A 22,001-nucleotide genomic window follows, 5' to 3' on the forward strand; every position below is an offset into this window, starting at 1 on the left:
ACCCTCGGTAACTGCGGCAACGGCGGCAGCGGCGGTGCAGGCCTGGTCGCAGGCGCACCCGGCAGCGGAGGCAGCGGCACCGGAACCTGCTGACCCGTCCTGATCAAAACCGAACCACATCGCACAAACCGTGCGGTGTGGTTCGTCGCTGAGTTGTCATGGCAGCGCTGTTATCGTCGATAGCGCCCGCGCCGGGCGGAGGGACCGCGCGCAGCAACCCGCGCCGACGAGGATGGTCTCTTGAAGTACGTTCCCCGCGTTGCCTTGTTCTTGGCGATCCCCGCCCTCTTGTTCGTGGTCCCGTGGTGGACCCTGGTCGGCGCCCCCACCGAGGGCACCGGCCCACTGTTCTGGCTCGGCTCGGCGATCTTCCTGCTCGCCTTCGCGTGCCTGCCCGCGGCGATGTTCCTCGGGCACGGGCCCGCACAGTCCGATGCCGCATCCATCGTCGGCGACACGCTGCTCGGTGTGGCGTGGGTGGCGTTCAGCTGGTCGGTGATCGGCAACGTCGCGGGATTGGTGCTGCCCTTGGCGGGCGTGCACGATCCGGACCGCTCGCGCATCGTCGCGGTGGGCGTTCTCGCGGTGGCGACCGCCCTGGTCGGCTGGGGCATCGCCGAGGCGCGACGGGTGCCTCGGGTACGCACCGTCGACGTAACCCTCCCCGGACTCGGACAGGGTTTCGACGGACTGCGCCTCGTGGTCGTCACCGATACCCACTTCGCCGCGCTGAACCGACTGCGCTGGTCGGAAAAGGTGGTCGACGTCGTCAACGCCCAGCGCCCCGATATCGCCTGTCACGCGGGCGATCTCGCGGACGGCTCGGTCGCGAAGCGACACCCGCAGGTCGACCCGCTCGGCAAGGTCGACGCACCGCTCGGCCGGTTCTACATCACCGGCAACCACGAGTACTTCGGCGACGCGCAGGGCTGGATCGACCACATGACCTCGATCGGCTGGCAACCGCTGCACAACCAGCACCAGACGGTGACCCGCGGCGGCGACGAGCTGGTGATCGCAGGCATCGATGACCCGACCGGCGTCACGCTGCCCGGGCACGGACCCGACCTGCCCACCGCGCTCGCCGGTGCGGACCCGCGGCTCCCGGTGGTGCTACTGGCCCATCAGCCCAAGCAGATCACCGCCAGCGCGGCCGCGGGCGTCGCGCTGCAAATCTCCGGCCACACCCACGGCGGCCAGATCTGGCCGTTCCACTACCTGGTCCGCCTCGACCAACCCGTGGTCGCGGGCCTGAGCAGGCACGGCGCGAACACCCAGCTCTACACCAGCCGGGGCACCGGATTCTGGGGTCCGCAGCTGCGCGTTTTCGCGCCGAGTGAGATCACCGTCCTGGTGCTGCGTTCGGCGCCCGCGCACGCATAGCGCAACGGCCGCCGGTCAGCGAATGGCCCGGAAACCGAGCCAGGATCGGCTCGGCGGCCTAAACTCCTGCTCCACTGCACTCTCGCGGCACTTCCGCCGAGTTGAGTTGCGGGCTATGGCGTTTCAGGAGGCAAGTATGGGCAGGTGGCTACGCACGCTCACCGCGGCCGGGGTGCTGGTGCTGACCGTCGGGGCATGCGGTACGCCGCCGTCGGAGCAGGGCAAGTCCGGCGAGCCGGGGGCCGAGGACTTCAAAGCGTGCATGGTGTCGGACTCCGGCGGTTTCGACGACAAGTCGTTCAACCAGACCTCCTACAAGGGCATCACCGACGCCGTCGCCGAGCTCGGCATCAGCAAGGCGCAGCTGGAGTCCCGCTCGGACAACGACTATCCGACCAACGTCAACACCATGGTCCGGCAGAAGTGCGGCATCATCGTCACCGTCGGCTTCAAGCTCGGCGACGTGACCTACGCCGCGGCCAAGGACAACCCGGACGTCGATTTCGCGATCGTCGACTACGCCTACACCGACACCCAGAAGAATCCGCCGCTGCCCAACCTGCGCGGCCTGATCTTCAACGCCGCACAACCCTCGTTCCTGGCCGGCTACCTGGCCGCGGGGATGACCAAGACCAACAAGGTCGGCACCTTCGGCGGGATCAACATCCCCACCGTCGCGATCTTCATGGACGGCTTCGCCGAGGGCGTCGCGTACTACAACCAGCGCAAGGGCAAGCAGGTCCAACTGCTCGGCTGGGATCCGGCGACCCAGCAGGGCGTGATCACCAATACCTTCGAGGACAAGAACGTCGGCAAGACCAAGGCCAACGATCTGATCAGCCAGGGCGCCGACATCATTCTCCCGGTGGCCGGCCCGGCCGGTCTCGGCGCGCTCGAGGCCGTGCACTCCTCCGGCGGCAAGGTCAACGCGGTCTGGGTGGACACCGACGGCTGTGTCAGTGCCGCGGAGTACTGCGCCTCGCTGCTGACCAGCGTGCAGAAGTCGATGGATGTCGCGGTGCAGACGGCGGTGACCGATGCCTATCGCAACAAGTTCGACAACACGCCCTATGTCGGCACGCTGTCGAACAAGGGCGTCAGCCTGGCGCCGTATCACCAGTTCGACGCCACCATCCCGGCCGAGCTGAAGAGCGAAATCGAGGCGCTGACCACCGATATCGCCAGCGGAAAGATCACCCTCGCGTCCAAGGCGCAGCCCGCGGTCAAGTAGGCGCGGCCGGCCATGCGACTCGAATTACGCGGTCTGACCAAACGATTCGGTACTTTCCTCGCCAACGACCACATCGATCTGACGGTCGCGCCGGGGGAAATCCATTGCCTGCTCGGGGAGAACGGCGCGGGCAAGAGCACCTTGATGAACATGCTCTACGGCCTGTTGCAGCCGGACGAGGGTGAGATCCTGCTGAACGGCAGCGCCATCCGCTGCCACTCCCCGCGCGACGCGATCGCCGCGGGTATCGGCATGGTGCATCAGCACTTCATGCTGGTTCCGGTGTTCACCGTCGCGGAGAACATCATCCTCGGCCGCGAGCCGGTCAAGGGCTTCGCCGCGCTCGATCGCGAGGCCGCCCGGCGCCGGGTGCGCGAGCTGTCGCAGCGATACGGGCTGCCGGTGAACCCCGACGCGCTGGTCGCCGATCTCTCGGTGGGCGAACAGCAGCGCGTGGAGATCCTCAAGGCGCTGGCCAACGATGTCGAGGTGCTCATCCTGGACGAGCCGACCGCCGTGCTCACCCCGCAGGAGATCGAGGAGCTCATCGAGGTGCTGCGCGGGATCGCGGCGAGCGGCACCTCGATCATCTTCATCTCGCACAAACTCAAGGAGGTCACCAGGATCGCCGACCGGATCACCGTGATCCGGCGCGGCGCGGTGATCGACACCGTCGCACCGACCACCGCGGAGAGCGATCTCGCGGAGTTGATGGTCGGCCGTTCCGTCGAGCTCGTGGTCGCCAAGACCCCGGCGAAACCGGTCGGCGCCACCCTCGTCGTCAGCGATCTGACCGTCGTCGACATGGCGGGCGCCGTTGTCGTCGACGACGTGTCGTTCCGCGTCGACGGCGGCGAGATCGTCGGTATCGCCGGGGTGGTGGGCAACGGGCAGTCGGAACTGGTCAACGCGCTGCTCGGCCTGCGGACACCGGTGCGCGGCGAAGTGACCGTCGGCGGCTGGGAAGTGGTCGGGCGGACACCGCGGCAACATTTGCAGGCGGGCATGGGCTACGTGCCCGAGGACCGTGCGCACGACGGCTTCATCGGCACGTTCAGCGTCGCGGAGAACCTGGTCCTCGATCTGATCGACCTGCCCGAGTTCTCCCGGCACGGCGTGCTCTCGTTGAGCGCGGTGAAACGCAACGCCGCCAAGCGGATCGAGGAATTCGATATCCGTACCCGGTCGGCCACCGAGCCGATGAGTTCGCTGTCCGGCGGCAACCAGCAGAAGGTGGTGCTCGCCCGGGAGATGTCGCGGCCGCTCGAGGTGCTGATCGCCGGTCAACCCACCAGGGGGCTCGATGTCGGGTCCATCGAGTTCGTGCACAAACGCATTGTCCGGGAACGGGATCAGGGCACGGCGGTGCTCATCGTCTCCACCGAGCTGGACGAGATCTACGCGTTGTCCGATCGGATCATCGTCATGTATCAGGGGCGCATCGTCGACATCGTCGGTCCCGACACCCCCCGCGATCAGCTGGGGTTGATGATGGCCGGTGCGCTACCGGGGAGGGATCGATGAAGGACCGGGCCTGGGTGCGCGAACTGGTGGTCAGCGCGCTCGCGGTGCTGCTGGCGCTGGTCGTCGGCGCGCTGCTGATCATCGTCAGCAACCCCGACGTGATGTCGGCGTTCGGGTATTTCTTCGCCCGGCCGATGGATGCCGTGTCGGAGGCGGCGAACGCGGTCGGCGACACCTACCGGGCGCTGTTCCTCGGCGCGTTCGGCGGACGTCAGCAGCTCGCCGAAACCCTCGTTGCCGCAACACCGTTGATCTGCACCGGGCTCGCGGTGACGCTGGCCTTCCGGACCGGACTGTTCAATATCGGCGGGCAGGGCCAGCTGATCGCCGGCGCGCTCTGCGCGGGCTGGGTCGGTTTCGCGCTGCATCTGCCGCCGGTGGTGCACGTGCTGGTCGCGCTGCTCGCCGGCGTCGCGGGCGGCGCGGTGTGGGGCGGCATCATCGGACTGCTGAAGGCGCGCACCGGCGCACACGAGGTCATCACCACCATCATGTTCAATTACGTGGCGCTCTACGGACTCACCTGGCTGCTCACCACCTCGGCGTTCCAACGTCCGGGCCGCAACGAGCCGATCAGCCCGGTGGTCGACCACAACGCGCAGCTCGCCCAATTCGGCGGCACCCGGCTGCATCTCGGCTTGCTGATCGCGCTACTGGCTGCGGTTCTGGTCTGGTGGCTGCTGGCGCGCTCGACGCTCGGCTTCCGCTTGCGCGCCGTCGGCGCCAACCCGGACGCCGCGCGCACCGCGGGCATGGACATCGGCCGCGCCTACGTGCTGGCCATGCTGCTCGCCGGTGGCCTGGCCGGGCTGGCGGGCGCCCAGCAGGTGCTCGGCACCGATCTGCCGCTGACCGACGGTATCGCGGGATCGTTCGGCTTCGACGGCATCACCGTCGCCCTGCTCGGCCGCGGCAGCCCGATCGGAACCGTCTTCGCGGCACTGCTTTTCGGCGCGCTGAACTCCGGCGGCAACGAGATGCAGGCGGCGACGGGCACCCCGCTGACCCTGGTGACCGTGCTGCAAGCCGTGATCGTCGCGCTGGTCGCCGCGCCCGCGCTGGTGCGCGCGGTGTTCCGGATCCGCGCCGAACGCGCGGATGTCGTGCTGGCGAAAGGGTGGAACTGATGACCACCACCACCGAACCCGCCGCGCCCGTACTGGAAGCGCCCGAACACCGCCGCAGGCGGCTGCGGCTCGGCATCCTGCTGCTGGTGCTCGCCGTCGGGGCGCTCGCCTTGGCGGTGTTCACCAAGTCGGGCAATGTCGACTTCCGGCTGTCGGCGCCGGACGGTTCCGGGCCCGGCGATCTGCGGGTGCCCGCCAAACCGGCGGCGCTGGTGCTCTCGATTCTCGCGCTGGCCATCGCGGTCGCGCACGTGTGGCGTGGGCTGACCGGCAAGTGGGCGGGTGCGGCGTTCGCGCTGTTCGGTTTCGCGTTCGTGGTGACGTTCATCTGCTGGGCCGCCTCGGGCAAACTGTTCCCGCTGACCAATCAGATCCAAGGCACCCTCGCGCTGTCCACGCCACTGATCCTCGGCGCGCTGGCCGGAGTGCTGTGCGAACGCGCGGGCATCATCAACCTCGCACTCGAGGGGCAACTGCTCGCCGGTGCCTGCGCCGCGGCCATCGTGGCGACGGTCAGCGGCAGCTTCCTCGTCGGTGCTGTCGCGGCGATGATCGCCGGCGTATTCCTCGCCTGGCTGCTCGCGGTGTTCTCGATCAAGTACCTGGTCAACCAGATCGTGCTCGGCGTGCTGCTGGTGGTGTTCGCGACCGGTATCACCGGCTTCCTGTTCGATCAACTCACCGGACTGTCGGACGGGTCGGCCCGCTTCAACAGCCCGGGAACCTTGCAGCCCATCGCGATTCCGGTGCTGTCGTCGATCCCGATCCTCGGACCGACGGTGTTCCAGCAAACCGCGCTGGTCTACGCCATGGTCGTCTTGGTCGCGGTGGTGACCCTGGTGCTCTATCGGACGCGATGGGGCCTGCGGGTCCGGGCGGTCGGCGAGCATCCGCGCGCCGCCGCCACCGTCGGCATCAACGTGCTGCGCATCCGCTACGAGGCCGTGCTGGTGGCCGGTGCGATCGTCGGGCTCGGCGGCGCGTATTTCACCATCGGCTCGACCGGCGGCTTCTCCAAGGCGATGACGGCGGGCAACGGGTTCATCGCGCTGGCCGCGGTGATCATGGGCCGCTGGCATCCGATCGGCGCGACCTGTGCGGCACTGTTTTTCGGCTTCACCAAGGCGCTGCAGGGTCAGCTCCAGGTGCTGGCGACGCCCATTCCGACCGAGGTGTTGCAGATGACGCCGTACCTGCTGACGGTGATCGCCGTGGCGGGCGCGGTCGGACAGGTCCGGCCGCCCAAGGCCGACGGCGAACCGTACGTTCCCGGTTGATCATCCGCCGAACAGCAGGTACAAACCGGTGAAGGTGAAGCCGACCATGGTCAGCATCAGCGCGAGCTGGCCGGTGGCGCGATGCTCGGGTGGCAGCAGCCGCAGGCACCGGTCGTGCGCGGCGGCGACGCCCAGGATGTGGCCGGTCAGCACCGCGAGCACCTTCGTGGTGGCCAGCACCGTCGGATGGCCGGACAGCACGTACTCCACCTCGCGGTGCGCCAATCCTCCTATGTCCCAGCCTCGTTGGAACGGATCCGCGAACAGCAACGCCGTCGCCTGACCCTTCTCCACCACGAAGGTCAGGTAGTGCGCGACGATATATCCGGCGATGATCGGTGTGATGCTGTGGGCCAGCACGCCGGGCAGCTTCGTGCGCTCGGCACGGGTGAGACCGCCCGTTGCCCGGGCGGCGACGGTGAAGACGGTGCCGACGATCAGGATGACGGTGAGCAAGCCGAGGCTGCGGACCAGCGTGGCCACCAGAACCGAACCGCCACCGAGCGAGTCGACCAGGTTCCGCCAGCCGGGCATCGCCGAGAGGCTGTCGAAGGCGGTGGAGCCGAGCAGGGTCGCCGCGAGCGCCACTGCCCCGGGCAGCACCGGGGTGCCCGCGAGATTCTGCAGCGGCGACCGCAGCACGAGTTCACCCGAAGAACGGCGGCCGAGCGGACTCAGCCGCGCCAGCAGGCTGCTGTACACCTCGAAGGGGTCGGCGCGCTCGGCCCACGCGGTCCCGAACACCACCAGTCCCGTCAGAGTGAGCACCGCATAGCCGAACAGCCACCAGCCAACGGCCGCAACGGAACCCGGCTCGGGCGAGGCCAGTTCGAGCCAGACGAAAGCGAACAACCCGAACACCGCGGGCCAGTACCCCCACGACGCTGGGTACCGGCGCACACCGTCCTCGGGGTTGCGCCGCAGCAGGAAGCACCCGAACCGATGCAGCGCCCGCATCGGCGAGACGACTTTCCACACCGGACCGAGTACCAGCGACGCGAGCATCACCCCGACCCAGAGGTAGATATAGAACACGCCCGGCACCGGATTGCGTTGCGGCGAAGCCGAACCGAACACAAGCACCAGCGCGACCACGACCGCGGCGGCGACACCGAGCACCGCGAGCACGGTTCGCATCGCACGGGAATCGATCACCGCACGTAGCGCGGACGGCACCAACAGTCCCGGTGTATCCGGATCCAGCCGCGGCCGCCGCCAGGCCACCAGCAGGATCGCGAACGAGAACGTCAACGCCCACGCGGCGCCGATCAGCGCGTAGGTCAACGGAATCGGCAGATCGGCCGCGCCGTTGAGCCCGTGCGCCAGCGACCGGGTCACTGCCGGATCAGCAACGTGGTCACCGTCTTACCGGCGTGATGGAGTTCGACGTCGACCCGTCCCGGCACGGTGACGATGAAGCGGAACTCCTGCCCGGCTCTCGGTTCGACCGCGAAGCTCTGGCTCGGCTCCGAGTGGACGTGCAGTTCGTCGACGGCATCGCTGTCCACCTTCAGCACGATCGGCTGGTACAGCCTGGCCTCGGTCCTGGCATTGGTCGGCGTGACCGACCCGCCTGCGATACGGACCGCGATGGTTACCTCCTGCGGCACGTCGACCGACTGGCTCGCCGCCGTGCGGGCCGCCGGTGTGTCCACCGTTGCCGTGCCACACGCGGTCACCGTCGCCGACACAGCTAGGAATGCGATGACAACGCCGATACGGCCTGCATAGATCATGAATTCTCCTCCCGCTCAGGCGGATCGGGCACCGCGGCGTCGTCGGCCGACTGCCCGGCCTCGCGACGCTCAGCGCGCCGATCACGCATAGCTATACCGAGGACCACGCCGACCACCGCGAGCGCGGGCACGAACGCCGGGATCGCCAGCAGCGCAGAGTGACCGGCGAGAATGTCGATGCCGTCTTCGTACCTCACCGGCGGACCGCCGCGGCCAGTCCCTGCGCCCGGACATCGTTGCGATACGCGAGCACGATCCGCGCGGCGCCCCAGGCCAGCGCCCAGATGACCAGCAGCGAGCAGATCAGCACGATCAGCGAGGCCCCGGCGAGCAACCACGAGGGGTGGTCGAAGGAGCGTTCCCGCTGTAGCACCGTGATCTCGGCGACGAACGGGCGGTTGAACTCGTTCGCCGCGGGCACACCCGCGGCGTCGATCCCGCGATCCTCCGGCATGTACACCGGCAGCGCGGTCAGCAAGGACCCGTCGTGCACGCGCAGCACTGTCTTCCAGTTGCCATAGGCCGGAACGGGTTTCGTGCTGACGTAGTGTCCGGGCTCGACCCGCTGCAGATGATCGATCACTAATCCGCGGCCCGGACTGTCGGAGCCGGTGCCGCCTTGCCAGCCGAGAATCTGGACCCACTCCGGATCGTCGCCGACCAGATCCGTGGGCGTCAGCGTGACGTCCGCGGTGACCATTCGGCCACCGGGCGCGGGCGCGGCGTCCTGCAATCGCACTGTCGCGGAGGCGTTTTCGGGGACATCGACGCGCAGGCCGTTCGCCGTGGCCGCGGCGGCGATCAGGACCGCGGCGACGACTAGGCCACGACGCACCGAAGGGCGTGGCAGCGGTTCACCGCGCAGCACCATGCCGAGCAAGGCGCCGAGCGCCCCGCCCGCGATCCCGACCGGCACCGCCATCGCGAGCAGTTCCGGCCACATGCGCGTCGGCCACGGGTCGACGAACATCCTTCCCACCCAGAGTGATTCGAGCCAGAGTCCGACGGTCGCGGCGGCCAACCCGGTGAGCGCGCCCCACCAGACCGGCTTACGGATCAACGGCAGCAGCGCCATCAGCTCCACCACCACCGCGGCCCCGAGGTAGAGCGGGAAGACATTGTGCGGCGCACCGAGGATCGGGCCGACCAGCACCGCGACGACCCCGCGCACCAGGAAGGCGAACAGCACCGCGACCACCGCGCTACCCCGCCCCAGCGTGTAACGCGCCGAGACGAGGGCCACCGTACTCGCCGCCACGATCAGCATCGGCTGGAACACCAGGCGGAACTGTTCCACGCCGAAGTCGAACTCGACCTGATACACCGACATTCCGATCAACAACCCGCCGAAGGCGAACACCCGGAACACCCACAGCAGCCGTCCGTCCGCCCGGTCCGGATCCGGCCGGTCCAGGCGACCTTCGAACTCCAGCAGCAGCACCGCGACCAGCGACAGTCCGGCACCGCCGATCAGCATGAGATGCGTTGGGCCCCACAGGGTGACGTCTTGGCCGAACAGCCGATGCCAGATGTCGTCGAGCGGGAAGCCGATGAGGGCGTAGAGCCCGACCGCGGCCATCAGTACCCCGCCGACCGGTGCGTACCAGGTGCGGGTGATCCGGATGGCGGCCGGACCGGGCTTCTCGTCGAGCGGCAGCACCACGGCCAGCATGCCGGCGATGAACAGGAAGAACAGGCCGATCATGATGAAGTAGTGCGCCGGATTGGCCAGTGGCCCTTCATCCCGGCCCTTGCCGATGTGCAGGCTCACATCCCAGATGAAACCGAGCAGCGCGGTCAGGATGGTGGTGATGAACACCGCGAGCGGCAGCGCCACCCAGCCGGGGCGGTTGCCGAGTTGGCCAAGCCGGTCGGCCGCGTTCTTCAGCCAGGTGATGCGGCGCGTGCGATGGAGATAGGCCACCCAGAACAAGCCCGCCGCCACCAGCATCGCCGATCCGGTCAACACGATGACCTGATCCAATGCGGCACCGCCGCCTTCGGAACCCTTTGCCAGCACCACGAACTCAGGCCTCATCGCGCCCAACTCTCTGTAACTCGAATTCTCCCTTAACGGCGAATGCCCACGGAAGGCCGAGGTATGCAGCGGATTACGCGTCGCGGGCCAGGTCTGGGATCAGTCACAGTGCGCGCGTGCCCGAAATGGGGTGAGTTCCCGAGTTTGTCGATCTTGTTGGCAAACTGGGCGGTCCGGCCGCAAGTAATCAGCATCCAATAAATGGACAAATCGGGCAAAACTCTTAAGTGCGGACAAACCCGAAACCGGCGTGACACGTCATCGGCAAGTCGTTTGCCGAGTGTCGCTGTGTTGCCATCGATTCACCAATCTACTGGCTATACTCCTCGAGCGCAGACCCCGGCTTCCTCGGTCGCGTGCGAGCTGAGTCCGTGGACGGCAGGCTTCTCCCACGTCAGCTCATTTCGAAAAGGCTCTGCGCAACTTCAGGAATGGCGTCGCGCTCGTATGAGTTGTGCGCGAAGAACGGCTCGTGCGAGTAACCAGATGATGTCTGTGACCATTTACAAGATCATGTCGATAAAGATCAAAAACCTTGCCACGCAGGGAGGTTCGGATGTGTATGCTATCGATTCATCACTTCCCCCATCATGAGGTGGGGGTATGGGCGAGGGCGGTGTCGGTGTGGACGTGAATAGGCTCCAGATACGGCGCGCGGCCATTGCCGCAGTCGCTCTGGGTGTGCTGGCGCTCGGTATTACCGGCCTGATCGATCGACTGTTGCTCGGCACCTTCATCTGCGCCGGGCTCGCGGTCGGTTGGTTGAATGCCCAACTCACCCTCTGGGCGATCACTCGCATTGCCAATGCCGAGGCACCGAGCAAGCAGCGTTTGGTAGGTTCTTCGGCGCTACGACTGCTCGGCATTACCGTCGTCGCCCTGCTGGTGGCTTTCCTTGCGCGACCCAATGGCGTCGGTATCTTCTTCGGCTTGGCGCTCTTTCAAGTCGCCCTGGTCTTCAACACCGTCCTGCCTGAATTGAAAGGGCTTCGCCAGACGCCATGACGATCCCAGCCATTTCGTTAGCCCAGGTCTCCTCGAGCATCACGCTGCTCGCCCAGGAGGCGCCCGCCGAGGAGCCGAAGATCCGAGTCGGCCATCACGCGGTCGCCCATGTCTTCGGCATCGCCTTCAACGTCGACACCATCGTGTCGACGTCGGTCGCCGCGGCCATCGTGCTCGGTCTCGCCTTCTACCTGCGGCTCAAGATCACCTCCGGCGTCCCGAACGGCGTGCAGCTGTTCTTCGAGGCCGTGACGGTCCAGATGCGCACTCAGGTGGAGAGCGCGATCGGCATGAAGGTCGCGCCGTTCGCCCTGCCGCTCGCGGTCACCCTGTTCGTCTATATCCTGCTGTCCAATTGGCTCTCGGTGCTGCCGGTACAGGTCGGTGACGGTGAGTTGCTCGCACCGCCCGCCGCGGATGTCAATTTCGTCTATGCACTCGCCCTGTTCGTATTCATCGCCTACCAGTCCGCGGGCGTCGCGCGGCGCGGCCCGTTCGGGCACGTGAAGCAGATACTCAAGGGGCACACGGGCTGGGGCCCGATGGTGTTCATCAACGTCATCGAAGAGATCGCCAAGCCACTGTCGCTGTCCCTGCGATTGTTCGGAAACATGTTCGCCGGCGGCGTGATGTTGTCGGTGATCACGTTGTTCCCCTTCTGGATCAGCTGGGGCCCCAATGCCATATGGAAGCTGTTCGACTTGTTCGTCGGCGCCATTCAGGCCTTCATCTTCTCGCTGCTGACTGTCCTGTACTTCAGCCAGTCGATGTCATTGGAAGACGAACACCACTGATCGGCGAGTGCCGATCGCGTCCACATCCGAGAATAGGAAGTAGAACATGGCAGACCCAACCACCGCGTCCATCATCCAGGGCGCCCTTATCGGCGGCGGCATCATCATGGCGGGCGGTGCCATCGGCGCAGGCATCGGTGACGGCCTCGCGGGCGCGGCACTGATCAACGGTGTCACCCGTCAGCCGGAGGCAGAGGGTCGGTTGCGCGCCATCTTCTTCCTGACCGTCGGTCTGGTCGAGGCGGCGTACTTCATCAATCTAGCCTTCATGGCCCTTTTCGTATTCGCGACTCCCGGCAAGTAACCGGGCATGTCTCCCAGAACCGATGTGGTGGCCGAGGGGAACTTCCTTATCCCCAACGGCACCTTCTTCGTCGAGTTACTGATCTTCCTGATCGTGCTCGGGGTCATCTGGTTCTTCGTGGTTCCGCCGATCCGCAAGGTGCTGGAGGAACGCGAAGAGCGGACCGCAGAGACCATGGCGACGACCAAAGAGGCGCGGCAATTGTTCGCCGAGGCCGAAGCCAAGCATCGTGCGGAACTGGAGAAAGCGCGGTCGGAAGCGGCCGCTATCCGGAGCAAGGCGCGTGCCGAGGGCCGGGAAATTCTCGAGGAGATGCGCGGCCAGGCCCAACAGGAAGCCAACGCGATTGTCGCGGAGGCCGAGGCGCAATTGCGGGCCCAAGCGGATCAGGTCGCCGCGGAGTTGCGCGAAACAGTCGAACCACTCGCGCGGTCACTGGCCAACCGAGTGGTCGGCGTCGATGATCGGCGGGCAGGCACGAGCCGAGGCCAGCAGACAGGACGGGCGTCGTCATGACTCCTAGTAGCGACATCCTTGCCGAGGGCATCTACCAGATCCATTTCGAATGGCAGGTTTTCGTCAGCCAGCTGTTCGGCTTCGCGGTCATCGTCTGGGTCATCGTGAAATACGTTGCGCCACCGGTGAAACGGATGATGGCCAAGGCGCAGGGCGAGATCCAGAAGCAGATCGAGGAGAATCAGCAGGCGGCCGACCGGCTCGTCGAGGCCAAGAAGGTCTACGACGAGGGGCTGGCCGAGGCGAAAGCCGAACTCGCGCAACTGCTCGAGGACGCGCACGCCGACGCCGAGGACATCGTCGTCAAAATGCGCGAGACGGCCGCCGCCGAGGTGGAACGGGTACGCAAGCAGGGTCGCGATCAGATCGAGCTGATGCGCAGGCAGCTGACCCGCGACCTCAAGGCCGACTTCTCGCAGCAGGTGCTGCGGCACACCAGCGACAGCGTGCGCGATCAAGTCCAGTCGCCACAGATCAAATCGGACGCCGTCGAGCAGTTCCTCGACGACCTCGAGGCGATGGCGAACACCGGATCATCCGGCCGGGCGCACACGCAATCACAGTGGAACTGAGCGGCACTCGGCAAGCCGACGCGAATCGACTGTGCCCGTTAGGATGACGTTCGCCTGATCATGGGCAGCAGAGTTCTCGAGCGGAGTCGTCGATGTCGGAGACCACCAGCGAAGCAACGGCGGCCGTGGACGCGGTGCCGAGCCTGTACGAATGGGCCGGCGGCACCGCGGCTTTCGAGAAACTCACCGAGGTGTTCTATCGGGAAGTGCTGCGCGACGAGCTGGTCGGCCCGCTGTTCCGTGGCATGGATCCCGGACACCCGAAGTACGTCGCGATGTGGCTGGCCGAGGTCTTCGGCGGACCGGACAGCTACAGCACCGAACGCGGCGGCTACGCGCACATGGTCCGGCAACACCTCGGCAAGGCGATCAGCGAGCCGCAGCGGCGCCGCTGGGTGAACCTGCTGATGGACGCCGCCGACGAGGTCGGGTTGCCCGACGACCCCGAGTTCCGCGCCGCCTTCGCCTCCTACCTCGAGTGGGGCACCCGGCTTGCGCACGCGAATTCTCAGCCGGATGCCACGCCACCGCTGGAAGCGCCTATGCCGCACTGGGGTTGGGGCGTCGCGCCGCCGTATCGGCCGTGACCTAGCTGAAGTAATCCTTGAACAGGATCTCGCTGATCTTGGTCACGGTTTCCCGGCCGACCTGGTAGCCGTCCTCGACCACCTGGGTGTTGTTCATGATGGCGACGGTGAATCGCTCACGCGGACCGACGAATCCCACCGAGTTCATCAGCCATGAACCGTCGTCGTTATCGTCGGCCCAGCCGTTCTTGTTGCCGGGCAACGCCTTATCGCCCGCGCCCCAGACGCCCCATCGCTGGTTGGTATCCAACGACGCCCCACCGTCGACCGTGCGCAGCTCGCCGACCAGGTAGTCGCGGTGCCGGGCGGGCAGCTTCTCCAGGACGAAGTCGATGAGGTGTTCGAGGTCGTTCGCGGTGGCCAGGATCCACCCCCAGGAGTCCGGATGTTGGTCGGCGAACTCGATGCCCGCCATGCCGAATGATCGGAACCTCGGCGCGAACACCTGCTCCCCGCCGTAGCGGTCCCACAGCGTGGTCGCCGCGTCGTTGTCGCTGGCATGCAGCATCCGGTGCATCAGCTCGCGGTCCTCGGCGGTCAGCGTGACCGAGCCGAGGTCGTCGCGCAGCAGCAGATCCACCGCCATCGCCAGCTTCGGGGTGGAGCATGCCCACATCGGCGTCGCCGCCTCGGCATTGCGCCACACCGCGCCGGTGCGCCGGTCGCGCACCACGATGCCGGTGAACCCGGGACGGCTCTTCGCGTACGCCTCGGCCTGCGCGATCCGCGCCTGGAACGCGGGATCGAAGTCGGGCGACGGACCGATCGCCGCGCGCGCCGGCCCTTCCGGCACCGGGTTCGCGCGCGCTGCGCCACGCGGCTCGTGCATCAGGGCGGCGGCGACCAGCGACCCGGCCACCAGCAGGCCGGACAGCACCACCGGAAACCTCGACTTCCGCATGAACGCCCTCGTTTCGCAGTGTCGTCAGACGGAAAACGCAGGTCAACGGTGGTGCTAGACGTTCGCCCATCTTGGCAAGCCGGGCACACCCGAGCAACCCGACACTCGGCAGCGGCGGCAATTCGCGCCGTCACGTCGATGCCCCCGACAGTGGGGGCACCAACTTTCTCCTGGCCCAGATCGCCGGAAACTCGGTAACAAGCCTAAGGAGTAGCCCGATGTCCAGTTAGTCGTCGCAGGCGCGCGGAGGGAGGACCGCGTTCGCGCTTCGGGCAACCGGAGCGACTGCGGGGACACCGCAACAACTCCATACCCGACCACACCGATTCCGGGGGTTCAATGAACATCAAGTCATGGGCTTTTGCCGCACTGGCCGCGAGTGTCGTACTCGGCGCGAGCGGCTGCGACTCGAGCTCAGCGCCGCAGGCGACCAGGACGCCGATCCCGTCGGCGGTTCCGTCGGCGCCCGCCGGGCCGAGCAACGCTCCGGCCCCCGAGCAGCCGGGCGACACCGGTAAGCCCGGCGATCCGCCGCAGGCGCAACCGGATCCGCAGACCACCAAGGAAACGCCGCCCGCCAGCGTGCCGGTCGATCGACAAGAACCCGCACCTGCCCCGCCGCCACCACCGGCGAACCAGCCACCCAACGGCAGCGGCAACGGCTTGTGCTTCGACTCCAATTCCCAGCTCGCCCGCAATGCGGTGGGCCGGCTGGCCCCGAACGCTGGCGGATACCCCTGGGTCATCCTGGAGGCCAGCAACGACCCGATCGCGGCGGGCTGCGCCGGCGTCCTGTCCTGGATGCTGGTGAACTGGAACGGCAGCCATCCCGGCTACCACGTCTTGTTCTTCACCAACGGCACGTACCTGGGCACCGCCACGTCCAAGTACTACGGCTACACCACGGTGCTCGGCAAGACCAAGAACACGGTCTCGGTGCAGTACCGGTGGGTGAAGCCCGAAGACGCGCTGTGCTGCCCGTCCGGCGGACCCACCGTCGTGACATACACCTTGAACGGCACCACCGTGACGGCGCAGGGACAGTTCCCGCCGGACCCGGACAAGTAGAGCTGTAGCGCGGAAAGGCCCCTCCACCTTCAGGATCGAAGGTGCAGGGGCCTTTCCGTTCGATGGTTGCGAGCGGGTCCGGTCAGCGTCCGATCAAGGCGGCGATGGCTTTGGGAGCGGCAAGCCATTCACGGATGTTGTTGCGTACCAGCGTTATCCGCCGACAGTCGCAGTAGGCGGTGACGCCGTCGGCGTCGATGCCTTCGGCGCGGCACAGCGCGACAGCGCGTGGCACGTGCTGGTATTGGGTAACGATGATCGCGCGATCGATGCCGAACAGCTGCTTGGCACGCTCGCAGGTGGCGCGGGTCGACAAGCCCTCGCCGTCGGCGCGCACGAGCGCCGGATCGACACCGTGGTCGGCGAGATACTTTGTCATCGAGGCGATTTCGTCGCCCGAGGTTCCGGCGGCATCACCGGACACCAGGATCTCGCGGACCTTGCCCGCTTGCAGCAGTTCGATCGCGACATCGAGTCGCCCGCGCAGGTACGCCATCGGCGCACCGTCCGGGCCGACCTTCGCTCCCGGCACGATCACCACCGGAGCCGTCGGCGCGGCGTCAGGGGCGAACCGGTGGCCGGAGGAGACCAGCCACAGCCGGACATTCGCGCCGACCACGATCAGCAGCAGCCCCGCCGCCATGGCGACAGTCGCTCGGAACGACCTGCGAACCCATCGCCGCTTGCGCTTGCCCTCGAGCCGTGGCTTCCTGTCGTCTACCACGGCAACCTCTTCCAGTCGGTCCGACAGTGCACGTGCCGGCAACGCCTGCGACGCTAGGTTGCCGGCCGCGACCATCGTAGGCGAGGCGGCCTGTCGGTCACTGCCGACGGCCGCCATGCCACCGGGAGCAGTGCACCGCGGCTTGCGCGCCAGGCAGGGGCGGGCCTCTACTTGGGGTTCATTACCTGTTGTGGCGCAATGTCTTCCGCGTCACCCGGCTCGACCGGCATACCTGGCTCGACTGGCACGCGCGGCTCAACTGACACATCCGGCCCGGCCGGCACACCGGACTCGCCCTCGACGATCGTGGCGACCGGCTTGTCCGCGCGGGACCGCGTGATCGCCACACCGGACAGACACAGCAACCCGCCGACCACCGCCAGCGGACCGGGGACCTCGTCCAGTGCGATCCACGCCATCAGCACCACCAGGGCTGGTACCGCATAGGTGGTCACACCCATCTTCCCCGCCGTGGTGCGCGACAGCGCGTAAGCCCATGTGGTGAATGCCAAAGCGGTGGGGAACACACCCAGATACACCACACTCAACGTCGCGGACAGCGGCGCAGCGGCAACCTCACTGACCAACTGACCCGAGAACGGCAAGCAGGCGACCGTACCGATGACACACCCACCCGTGGTCACCTGCAACGCCGACGCATGGGCGAGCGCGGGTTTCTGCGCGACCACCGCCACCGCCCACGCGGCTGCGGCGGTGATACACAGCACCACGCCGAGCGCAGCCGCACTACCACCACCCGAGTTCGACAGCCCGACCACGACCGCACCAGCGAAAGCCACCGCGATCCCAGCCATCAGCCGCGCCGGAAACCCTTCCCGCAGCACCAGTCCACTCAGCACCGCGATCATGACCGGCCCGATATTGATCACCATCGCCGCAGTACCGGCATCGACGTACTGCTCACCCCAGTTCAGCGCCACCATGTACACCCCGAACCAGAGCACCCCGGACACCAGAATGCCGCGCCAGGCAGCCCGCGCAGGCATCCCCTCCCCCGTGGCAACCAGGATCAGCACCAGCGCGACAGCCCCGGTCGCCAACCGGCCCAAGGCCAGCGCGCCCGGCGAAAAGTCTTCTCCCGCAGCTCGAATGAACACGAAGGCCGAGGCCCACAGCACCACGGTGACCGCGGCCGCGAGTACGGCCTTCCGATCGCTGGATCGAACGACTTGCTCCATTTACCGAACGCTAGATCACTGGCCGCGCGAACTCACGCGGTTTTCGGACGTCGCGCATCACGCGATGCGGGCGCTGGCGAGGTCGCCGTCGAGCAAGGCAGCACCGAGAGTGGTCACCTCGTGGCGCATGGCGTTGCGGTGCCGCCAGCTCTCGATGAGCCCGGCTTCGCGCAGGATCGACGCGTGCTCGCTGGCCGTCGCGGGTGAAACACCCAGTCGGCGAGCGAGTTCGGTGGTGCTGCACCCTTCCGCGATCACCTGCAGGGCGGCGGCCCTGGTCCGGCCGAGCAGGGCGGTCAGCGCCTCGTTGGGCGCGCGCGGACCCCAGACGGCCGCGAAATCACCGATGTCGCGCAGCACCGGGACGATCACCGTCATCGGTGCGTCCTTGTCCACCAACGAGTACAGCGTGAGCGGTTCCGGCCAGGCGAACATGGAGGGGATGATGATCAGCCCGCGGCCGTCGAGGTGCTCGTCGTGGCAGGGAGTCGTCCTGTGCACTTCGAGCACGGGCGCGCGCCAGCTCACGTAGGGATGCAGCCCGGCGAACAACCGCTCGACGCCCTCGGTCGCGAGGGTGCGCGCCATCCGTTCGGCGGCCACTTCCAGATACGACTGGATGTGCGCCCAGCGGCCGGCGAACGCCACCGAGTGGAAGGCCTCGACGGCGTCGGCGACAGTGCGGCGCGCGGTGCCGTCTCGGTCGGCCAGCTCCGCCGTCCACGAGGGCAGCGGCCGTTGCCCCTTCCCCGCCCGGCGGCGGAGCACGCTTTCCACTTCCATCCGGAGTTCGTCGCGCGAGGCCAGGTGCAGGGCTTCGATACCCGCGGACATCGTGCGGGCCCCGCGGGTGGGCGTGATCAGATCGAGGAACGAATCGTCGGCGGGCAGAATGTCGGTGAGCACCCCGAAGTTGGCCGGGATCGCGCCGCGTATCTGGCTGCGCCAGCCCGCGAAACCGGCGACGTTGCGGCGCTGCACCACCCGGCTGGCCAGCATTGTCTCCGCGATGGCGCCGAGCGGAGCGCCGATGCGCACCCGCATCAAATCGTCAGGCGTGCAGATGATCCGTTTCATTCCCGGCCACCTTGCCGCCGCGCGGCCGCGCCGTCGCAGGCCGCGTCCGACCCCCCGCTGCGCACCATGTCCACCCGATACCGCACCACGGCACCTCCGATCACCAGGAACCCCGCCACCGTACCGCGACGAGCGGATCCGTCCGCACCAAAAGCTCCGCGGCGTTCGGCGGGAGCAGCGACTCCTTCGCTACCGGCTCGTCCCGGCGCGCCCATCTCGACTGCCACCGCTGCCGTCCGCGTTGCCACTCGGCCAGCACGCTGTCGGTCATCCGTGCCACCGCCAGCGCGACACCACCCTCACCCTGCACCGCTACGTCTTTCACCATGTCGAACTCCTCGTTGTCGCTGTTCAGCAGCCTAGGAACGAGCAGGTGGCGCGGTCACCATGATTCGGCCCAGGCCGAAACACCAAGCAACTCGCGGGCTTCGCGATGCTCGTGGCAGCGAACCTGCGCCGCGCGGCCAGTCGTTGCCGCCCTGGGCGGGCGGCGCGGGCCATAGTGGTCATATGGGCGACAAGACGACGGTTGCGGCCGTGCTCGAACCCCTGGCGCGGGCCGCGCTGGGGCCCCACTCGTCGGTGCGTTTCGAATTCTGGGACGGCAGCGCTGTCGAACCCGAGGGTGCCTGCGCCGGAACCATTCGCATCCGGTCGAAAGACGCGTTGCGCCATATGGTCTGGGCGCCGGGCGAACTCGGTATCGGCCGGGCCTACGTGTCCGGCCTGGTGGACCTCGACGGCGACATCTTCGCGATTCTGCGATCGCTGGCCTCGACCGCGCCGAGCGACGCCGCGCTGGGTGTCGGTGCGGCCTGGCAGGCCATCGACGCCGCTCGGCAGCTCGGTGCGCTCGGGCGGCGGCCGAAGCCACCGCCCGAGGAGGTGCGTCCGCTGCGCGGGCCGCTGCACACGAAACGCCGGGACGCGGCGGCGATCAGCCATCACTACGACGTCGGCAACGACTTCTATTGGCTGGTGCTCGGGCCGAGCATGACGTATTCGTGCGCACGATTCGTCGCGCCGGACGACGACGGTAGCGGCGGTGCGAACGGGAGCGTGTCGTTGGAAGACGCCCAGCGCGCCAAGCACGATCTGATCTGCCGCAAGCTCGGTTTACGGCCCGGGATGCGGTTGCTCGATGTGGGGTGTGGCTGGGGCTCGATGGCGATCCACGCGGCGGCTACCTATGGCGTGCGGGTGGTCGGCGTGACGATCAGCACCGCCCAGGTGGAGCTGGCGCGTGCGCGGGTGGCCGAGGCGGGTCTGACCGAGGCGGTCGAGATCCGGCTGGCCGACTATCGCGATCTGCGTGGCGAGGAGTTCGACGCCATCTCCTCGATCGGCATGTTCGAGCACGTCGGCACGAAACGCGCCGCGGAGTACTTCGACACCCTGCGCGCGTTGCTCCGGCCCGAAGGCCGACTACTCAATCACGCGATCTCCTCTGCGGGCGGATCGGTGATGGGCAGAAACTCGTTCGTCGGCCGCTACGTCTTCCCGGACGGTGAGCTGGTCGATGTCGGTGAGGTCGCGTTGGCGATGCAGCGCGCGGGCTTCGAAGTACGCGATGTCGAAGCACTGCGCGAGCACTACGCACTGACGTTGCGCGCCTGGGTAGCCAACCTGGAAAGTGCTTGGGATCAAGCGGTTTCGCTCACCAGTGCCGGACGCGCCCGGATCTGGCGGCTCTACATGGCCGCGTCGGCATTGGGTTTCGAGGACGGCGGGCTCGGGCTGCACCAGGTGCTCGGTGTGGTGCCGGATGCGCAGGGGCGCACCGGGATGCCGGGGACTCGGCGCGCATGGGGGTGAGCGCCGAGTCCCGCGCGGTCAGGAGCGGGTACGCACCGGTTCGCCGCGGTACCTGGACTGTCCGCCGTTGATCCGCAGCAGCCGCCAGGTCAGCTTCGCCGCCGGGTTCATCAAGCCGATGTCCGCCGCGAGCATTCTGGCCTCGCCGAAGAAGTCGCGCCGGCGCGCGCGGGCTTCGGGGCTGCGCCAGAACAACTCTCGGCGAATGCTCAGCGGAATGTCGAACTCGCGGAACAGCGAGCGCGGCGGCTTCACGATCAGATCGCAGGCGATGAACATGATGATCGGGTAGGCCAGCGACAGCGTGCCGCGCTGCACCCGCCCCAGCTTCGGGACCCGGTGGCGCAGGTATTCGTGCGCGAAGGCGATGTGCCGGGCCTCCTCGGCGATGTGGATCCGCATCACGTCACGCATGATCGGGTGCACGTCGCGGCCCGTGCGCAGCACCTGCTTCTGCACGTGGTCGATGGGCTCCTCGCCCGCGAGGACGGCGACGAAGAAGGTGGTCGGGAAGAACCGGCCGAGCAGCGGCACCAGCGGGCCGAGCACCTTCATGATCCGGCCCATGCCCGGCACGTCCGCGCCGATCCGGTTCACCATCTCCTGGAACATCAGGGTGTGGTTGATCTCCTCGGCGACCTCGTGGTTGAGGTACCGGAATTCGGCCGATCCGTTGGGCACCACGGCGAACAGATAGTTCATCACGCCGCCGATCAGCACCTCCTCGAACTGCAGGCCGACCTTCGCGATGTTGGCCTGCCGCCACATGCCGATCTCGATCTTGCGCTGCTCGGGCAGCGCGAGATACCACGGGTGCGCGCCGAGCGGGTCGCTGTCCGGCGGCAGGATCCAGCGCGGGTCGTTCGGGGTGACCGCCCACTCGGGGGCATCCCAATCGATCTCGGTGTACGGATCGAAGTGCTTGTTCACCGAACCTTCGGAGAGCGTCGTCAGGATCCCCGCGTACGCGTTGTGCGCCGCGGTCCGAGACGGCGCCGTTGCCGACTTTGTAGCCATGACGTCTACCTCATATCCAGTCGAGGTTAATGTGACACAGATTAACCGTAACAGCCTGTCTCATACATTTCTAGACCGGAGCTGGGCGGCGGAACGAACAACGGGA

Annotated in this window: 23 protein-coding genes; 13 read left to right on the top strand and 10 right to left on the bottom strand. The window is 67.3% G+C overall.

All coding sequences use genetic code 11. From position 1 onward, the window contains the following. The first annotated feature begins 240 nt into the window (after positions 1-240). From NN4_RS40715 to NN4_RS40735, 5 genes are all read left to right on the top strand, one after another. Positions 241-1,383, top strand: coding sequence for a metallophosphoesterase (locus tag NN4_RS40715; protein WP_147142707.1), 1,143 nt, complete (start codon positions 241-243; stop codon positions 1,381-1,383). Between the two features lie 136 nt (positions 1,384-1,519). Next, positions 1,520-2,614 carry a BMP family lipoprotein gene (locus tag NN4_RS40720; protein WP_147142711.1) on the top strand — a complete coding sequence of 365 codons (1,095 nt, stop codon included), beginning with the start codon at positions 1,520-1,522 and terminating at the stop codon, positions 2,612-2,614. A gap of 12 nt (positions 2,615-2,626) precedes the next feature. After that, positions 2,627-4,138 (top strand): ABC transporter ATP-binding protein, encoded by a 1,512-nt coding sequence (locus tag NN4_RS40725; protein ID WP_147142713.1) that lies wholly within the window; start codon positions 2,627-2,629, stop codon positions 4,136-4,138. Then, on the top strand, positions 4,135-5,265 hold the full coding sequence (locus NN4_RS40730) for an ABC transporter permease (RefSeq protein ID WP_147142716.1): 1,131 nt from the start codon (positions 4,135-4,137) through the stop codon (positions 5,263-5,265). The genes NN4_RS40725 and NN4_RS40730 overlap by 4 nt, the downstream gene beginning before the upstream one ends. Beyond that, positions 5,265-6,542, top strand: coding sequence for an ABC transporter permease (locus NN4_RS40735; RefSeq protein ID WP_186818871.1), 1,278 nt, complete (start codon positions 5,265-5,267; stop codon positions 6,540-6,542). Before NN4_RS40730 ends, NN4_RS40735 begins: the two co-directional genes overlap by 1 nt. On the opposite strand, the gene NN4_RS40740 is transcribed toward NN4_RS40735, so the two are convergent. From NN4_RS40740 to NN4_RS40755, 4 genes are read right to left on the bottom strand one after another with little or no spacing between them, the layout of a single operon-like run. Beyond that, complete coding sequence (locus NN4_RS40740; RefSeq protein WP_147142722.1) at positions 6,543-7,880, bottom strand: hypothetical protein; 1,338 nt, start codon at positions 7,878-7,880, stop codon at positions 6,543-6,545. After that, positions 7,877-8,278, bottom strand: coding sequence for a hypothetical protein (locus NN4_RS40745; RefSeq protein ID WP_147142725.1), 402 nt, complete (start codon positions 8,276-8,278; stop codon positions 7,877-7,879). The genes NN4_RS40740 and NN4_RS40745 overlap by 4 nt, the downstream gene beginning before the upstream one ends. Then, positions 8,275-8,475 carry a hypothetical protein gene (locus NN4_RS40750; RefSeq protein ID WP_147142728.1) on the bottom strand — a complete coding sequence of 67 codons (201 nt, stop codon included), beginning with the start codon at positions 8,473-8,475 and terminating at the stop codon, positions 8,275-8,277. The genes NN4_RS40745 and NN4_RS40750 overlap by 4 nt, the downstream gene beginning before the upstream one ends. Continuing rightward, a complete protein-coding gene (locus NN4_RS40755) occupies positions 8,472-10,316 on the bottom strand; it encodes a hypothetical protein (protein ID WP_147142730.1) in 1,845 nt (614 codons plus the stop codon). The genes NN4_RS40750 and NN4_RS40755 overlap by 4 nt, the downstream gene beginning before the upstream one ends. A gap of 603 nt (positions 10,317-10,919) precedes the next feature. On the opposite strand from NN4_RS40755, the gene NN4_RS40760 reads away from it, so the two are divergent. From NN4_RS40760 to NN4_RS40785, 6 genes are all read left to right on the top strand, one after another. Beyond that, positions 10,920-11,321, top strand: a complete 402-nt coding sequence (locus NN4_RS40760; protein ID WP_107658664.1) for a hypothetical protein — start codon at positions 10,920-10,922, stop codon at positions 11,319-11,321. Further along, on the top strand, positions 11,318-12,115 hold the full coding sequence (gene atpB / locus NN4_RS40765; RefSeq protein WP_246181363.1) for a F0F1 ATP synthase subunit A: 798 nt from the start codon (positions 11,318-11,320) through the stop codon (positions 12,113-12,115). The genes NN4_RS40760 and atpB overlap by 4 nt, the downstream gene beginning before the upstream one ends. A 46-nt stretch (positions 12,116-12,161) precedes the next feature. Next, complete coding sequence (locus NN4_RS40770; protein WP_107658665.1) at positions 12,162-12,419, top strand: F0F1 ATP synthase subunit C; 258 nt, start codon at positions 12,162-12,164, stop codon at positions 12,417-12,419. A gap of 6 nt (positions 12,420-12,425) precedes the next feature. Beyond that, on the top strand, positions 12,426-12,935 hold the full coding sequence (locus tag NN4_RS40775; protein WP_167768815.1) for a F0F1 ATP synthase subunit B: 510 nt from the start codon (positions 12,426-12,428) through the stop codon (positions 12,933-12,935). Then, positions 12,932-13,507 (top strand): F0F1 ATP synthase subunit B family protein, encoded by a 576-nt coding sequence (locus NN4_RS40780; protein WP_147142734.1) that lies wholly within the window; start codon positions 12,932-12,934, stop codon positions 13,505-13,507. The genes NN4_RS40775 and NN4_RS40780 overlap by 4 nt, the downstream gene beginning before the upstream one ends. 92 nt (positions 13,508-13,599) lie before the next feature. Further along, entirely contained in the window at positions 13,600-14,094 is a 495-nt protein-coding gene (locus NN4_RS40785) for a group II truncated hemoglobin (protein ID WP_147142737.1), read from the top strand. Position 14,095: 1 nt separating this feature from the next. Here the strand turns inward: NN4_RS40785 and NN4_RS40790 are convergent, their stop codons facing one another. Further along, positions 14,096-14,995, bottom strand: coding sequence for a serine hydrolase (locus tag NN4_RS40790; RefSeq protein WP_186818872.1), 900 nt, complete (start codon positions 14,993-14,995; stop codon positions 14,096-14,098). Positions 14,996-15,334: 339 nt separating this feature from the next. Here NN4_RS40790 and NN4_RS46450 point away from each other — a divergent pair, with 339 nt between their 5' ends. Further along, positions 15,335-16,063, top strand: coding sequence for an LppP/LprE family lipoprotein (locus NN4_RS46450; protein WP_246181364.1), 729 nt, complete (start codon positions 15,335-15,337; stop codon positions 16,061-16,063). Positions 16,064-16,145: 82 nt separating this feature from the next. On the opposite strand, the gene NN4_RS40800 is transcribed toward NN4_RS46450, so the two are convergent. The 4 genes from NN4_RS40800 to NN4_RS40815 form a co-directional block, all read right to left on the bottom strand. Next, positions 16,146-16,787 carry a SanA/YdcF family protein gene (locus tag NN4_RS40800; protein ID WP_246181365.1) on the bottom strand — a complete coding sequence of 214 codons (642 nt, stop codon included), beginning with the start codon at positions 16,785-16,787 and terminating at the stop codon, positions 16,146-16,148. Between the two features lie 167 nt (positions 16,788-16,954). Further along, entirely contained in the window at positions 16,955-17,986 is a 1,032-nt protein-coding gene (locus NN4_RS40805) for a DMT family transporter (protein ID WP_147142739.1), read from the bottom strand. Positions 17,987-18,043: 57 nt separating this feature from the next. Further along, entirely contained in the window at positions 18,044-19,063 is a 1,020-nt protein-coding gene (locus NN4_RS40810) for an ArsR/SmtB family transcription factor (protein WP_147142742.1), read from the bottom strand. 100 nt (positions 19,064-19,163) lie between these two features. Next, a complete protein-coding gene (locus NN4_RS40815) occupies positions 19,164-19,391 on the bottom strand; it encodes a hypothetical protein (RefSeq protein WP_147142746.1) in 228 nt (75 codons plus the stop codon). A gap of 182 nt (positions 19,392-19,573) precedes the next feature. Between NN4_RS40815 and NN4_RS40820 the strand changes: the two genes are divergently transcribed. Then, positions 19,574-20,878 carry an SAM-dependent methyltransferase gene (locus tag NN4_RS40820; RefSeq protein WP_147142750.1) on the top strand — a complete coding sequence of 435 codons (1,305 nt, stop codon included), beginning with the start codon at positions 19,574-19,576 and terminating at the stop codon, positions 20,876-20,878. Between the two features lie 18 nt (positions 20,879-20,896). Here NN4_RS40820 and NN4_RS40825 read toward each other — a convergent pair whose 3' ends face one another. Further along, the gene (locus tag NN4_RS40825) at positions 20,897-21,895 is read right to left on the bottom strand and encodes an AurF N-oxygenase family protein (RefSeq protein ID WP_186818873.1); all 999 of its coding nucleotides are present in this window, start codon (positions 21,893-21,895) and stop codon (positions 20,897-20,899) included. Positions 21,896-22,001 lie beyond the last annotated feature (106 nt).

The sequence above is a fragment of the Nocardia ninae NBRC 108245 genome, assembly GCF_007990755.1.
In the GTDB taxonomy this organism is placed as follows: Bacteria; Actinomycetota; Actinomycetes; order Mycobacteriales; family Mycobacteriaceae; genus Nocardia; species Nocardia ninae.

What these genes read in the sequence shown, in the direction of transcription:
- NN4_RS40785 (WP_147142737.1), top strand. Translation starts at nt 13,600, where the DNA reads ATGTCGGAGACCACCAGCGAAGCAACGGCGGCCGTGGACGCGGTGCCG.
- NN4_RS40775 (WP_167768815.1), top strand. Translation starts at nt 12,426, where the DNA reads ATGTCTCCCAGAACCGATGTGGTGGCCGAGGGGAACTTCCTTATCCCC.
- atpB (WP_246181363.1), top strand. Translation starts at nt 11,318, where the DNA reads ATGACGATCCCAGCCATTTCGTTAGCCCAGGTCTCCTCGAGCATCACG.
- NN4_RS40720 (WP_147142711.1), top strand. Translation starts at nt 1,520, where the DNA reads ATGGGCAGGTGGCTACGCACGCTCACCGCGGCCGGGGTGCTGGTGCTG.
- NN4_RS40745 (WP_147142725.1), bottom strand. Translation starts at nt 8,278, where the DNA reads ATGATCTATGCAGGCCGTATCGGCGTTGTCATCGCATTCCTAGCTGTG.
- NN4_RS40755 (WP_147142730.1), bottom strand. Translation starts at nt 10,316, where the DNA reads ATGAGGCCTGAGTTCGTGGTGCTGGCAAAGGGTTCCGAAGGCGGCGGT.
- NN4_RS40780 (WP_147142734.1), top strand. Translation starts at nt 12,932, where the DNA reads ATGACTCCTAGTAGCGACATCCTTGCCGAGGGCATCTACCAGATCCAT.
- NN4_RS40770 (WP_107658665.1), top strand. Translation starts at nt 12,162, where the DNA reads ATGGCAGACCCAACCACCGCGTCCATCATCCAGGGCGCCCTTATCGGC.
- NN4_RS40820 (WP_147142750.1), top strand. Translation starts at nt 19,574, where the DNA reads ATGGGCGACAAGACGACGGTTGCGGCCGTGCTCGAACCCCTGGCGCGG.
- NN4_RS40735 (WP_186818871.1), top strand. Translation starts at nt 5,265, where the DNA reads ATGACCACCACCACCGAACCCGCCGCGCCCGTACTGGAAGCGCCCGAA.
- NN4_RS40805 (WP_147142739.1), bottom strand. Translation starts at nt 17,986, where the DNA reads ATGGAGCAAGTCGTTCGATCCAGCGATCGGAAGGCCGTACTCGCGGCC.
- NN4_RS40725 (WP_147142713.1), top strand. Translation starts at nt 2,627, where the DNA reads ATGCGACTCGAATTACGCGGTCTGACCAAACGATTCGGTACTTTCCTC.
- NN4_RS40815 (WP_147142746.1), bottom strand. Translation starts at nt 19,391, where the DNA reads ATGGTGAAAGACGTAGCGGTGCAGGGTGAGGGTGGTGTCGCGCTGGCG.
- NN4_RS40790 (WP_186818872.1), bottom strand. Translation starts at nt 14,995, where the DNA reads ATGCGGAAGTCGAGGTTTCCGGTGGTGCTGTCCGGCCTGCTGGTGGCC.
- NN4_RS40760 (WP_107658664.1), top strand. Translation starts at nt 10,920, where the DNA reads ATGGGCGAGGGCGGTGTCGGTGTGGACGTGAATAGGCTCCAGATACGG.
- NN4_RS40810 (WP_147142742.1), bottom strand. Translation starts at nt 19,063, where the DNA reads ATGAAACGGATCATCTGCACGCCTGACGATTTGATGCGGGTGCGCATC.
- NN4_RS40730 (WP_147142716.1), top strand. Translation starts at nt 4,135, where the DNA reads ATGAAGGACCGGGCCTGGGTGCGCGAACTGGTGGTCAGCGCGCTCGCG.
- NN4_RS46450 (WP_246181364.1), top strand. Translation starts at nt 15,335, where the DNA reads ATGAACATCAAGTCATGGGCTTTTGCCGCACTGGCCGCGAGTGTCGTA.
- NN4_RS40825 (WP_186818873.1), bottom strand. Translation starts at nt 21,895, where the DNA reads ATGGCTACAAAGTCGGCAACGGCGCCGTCTCGGACCGCGGCGCACAAC.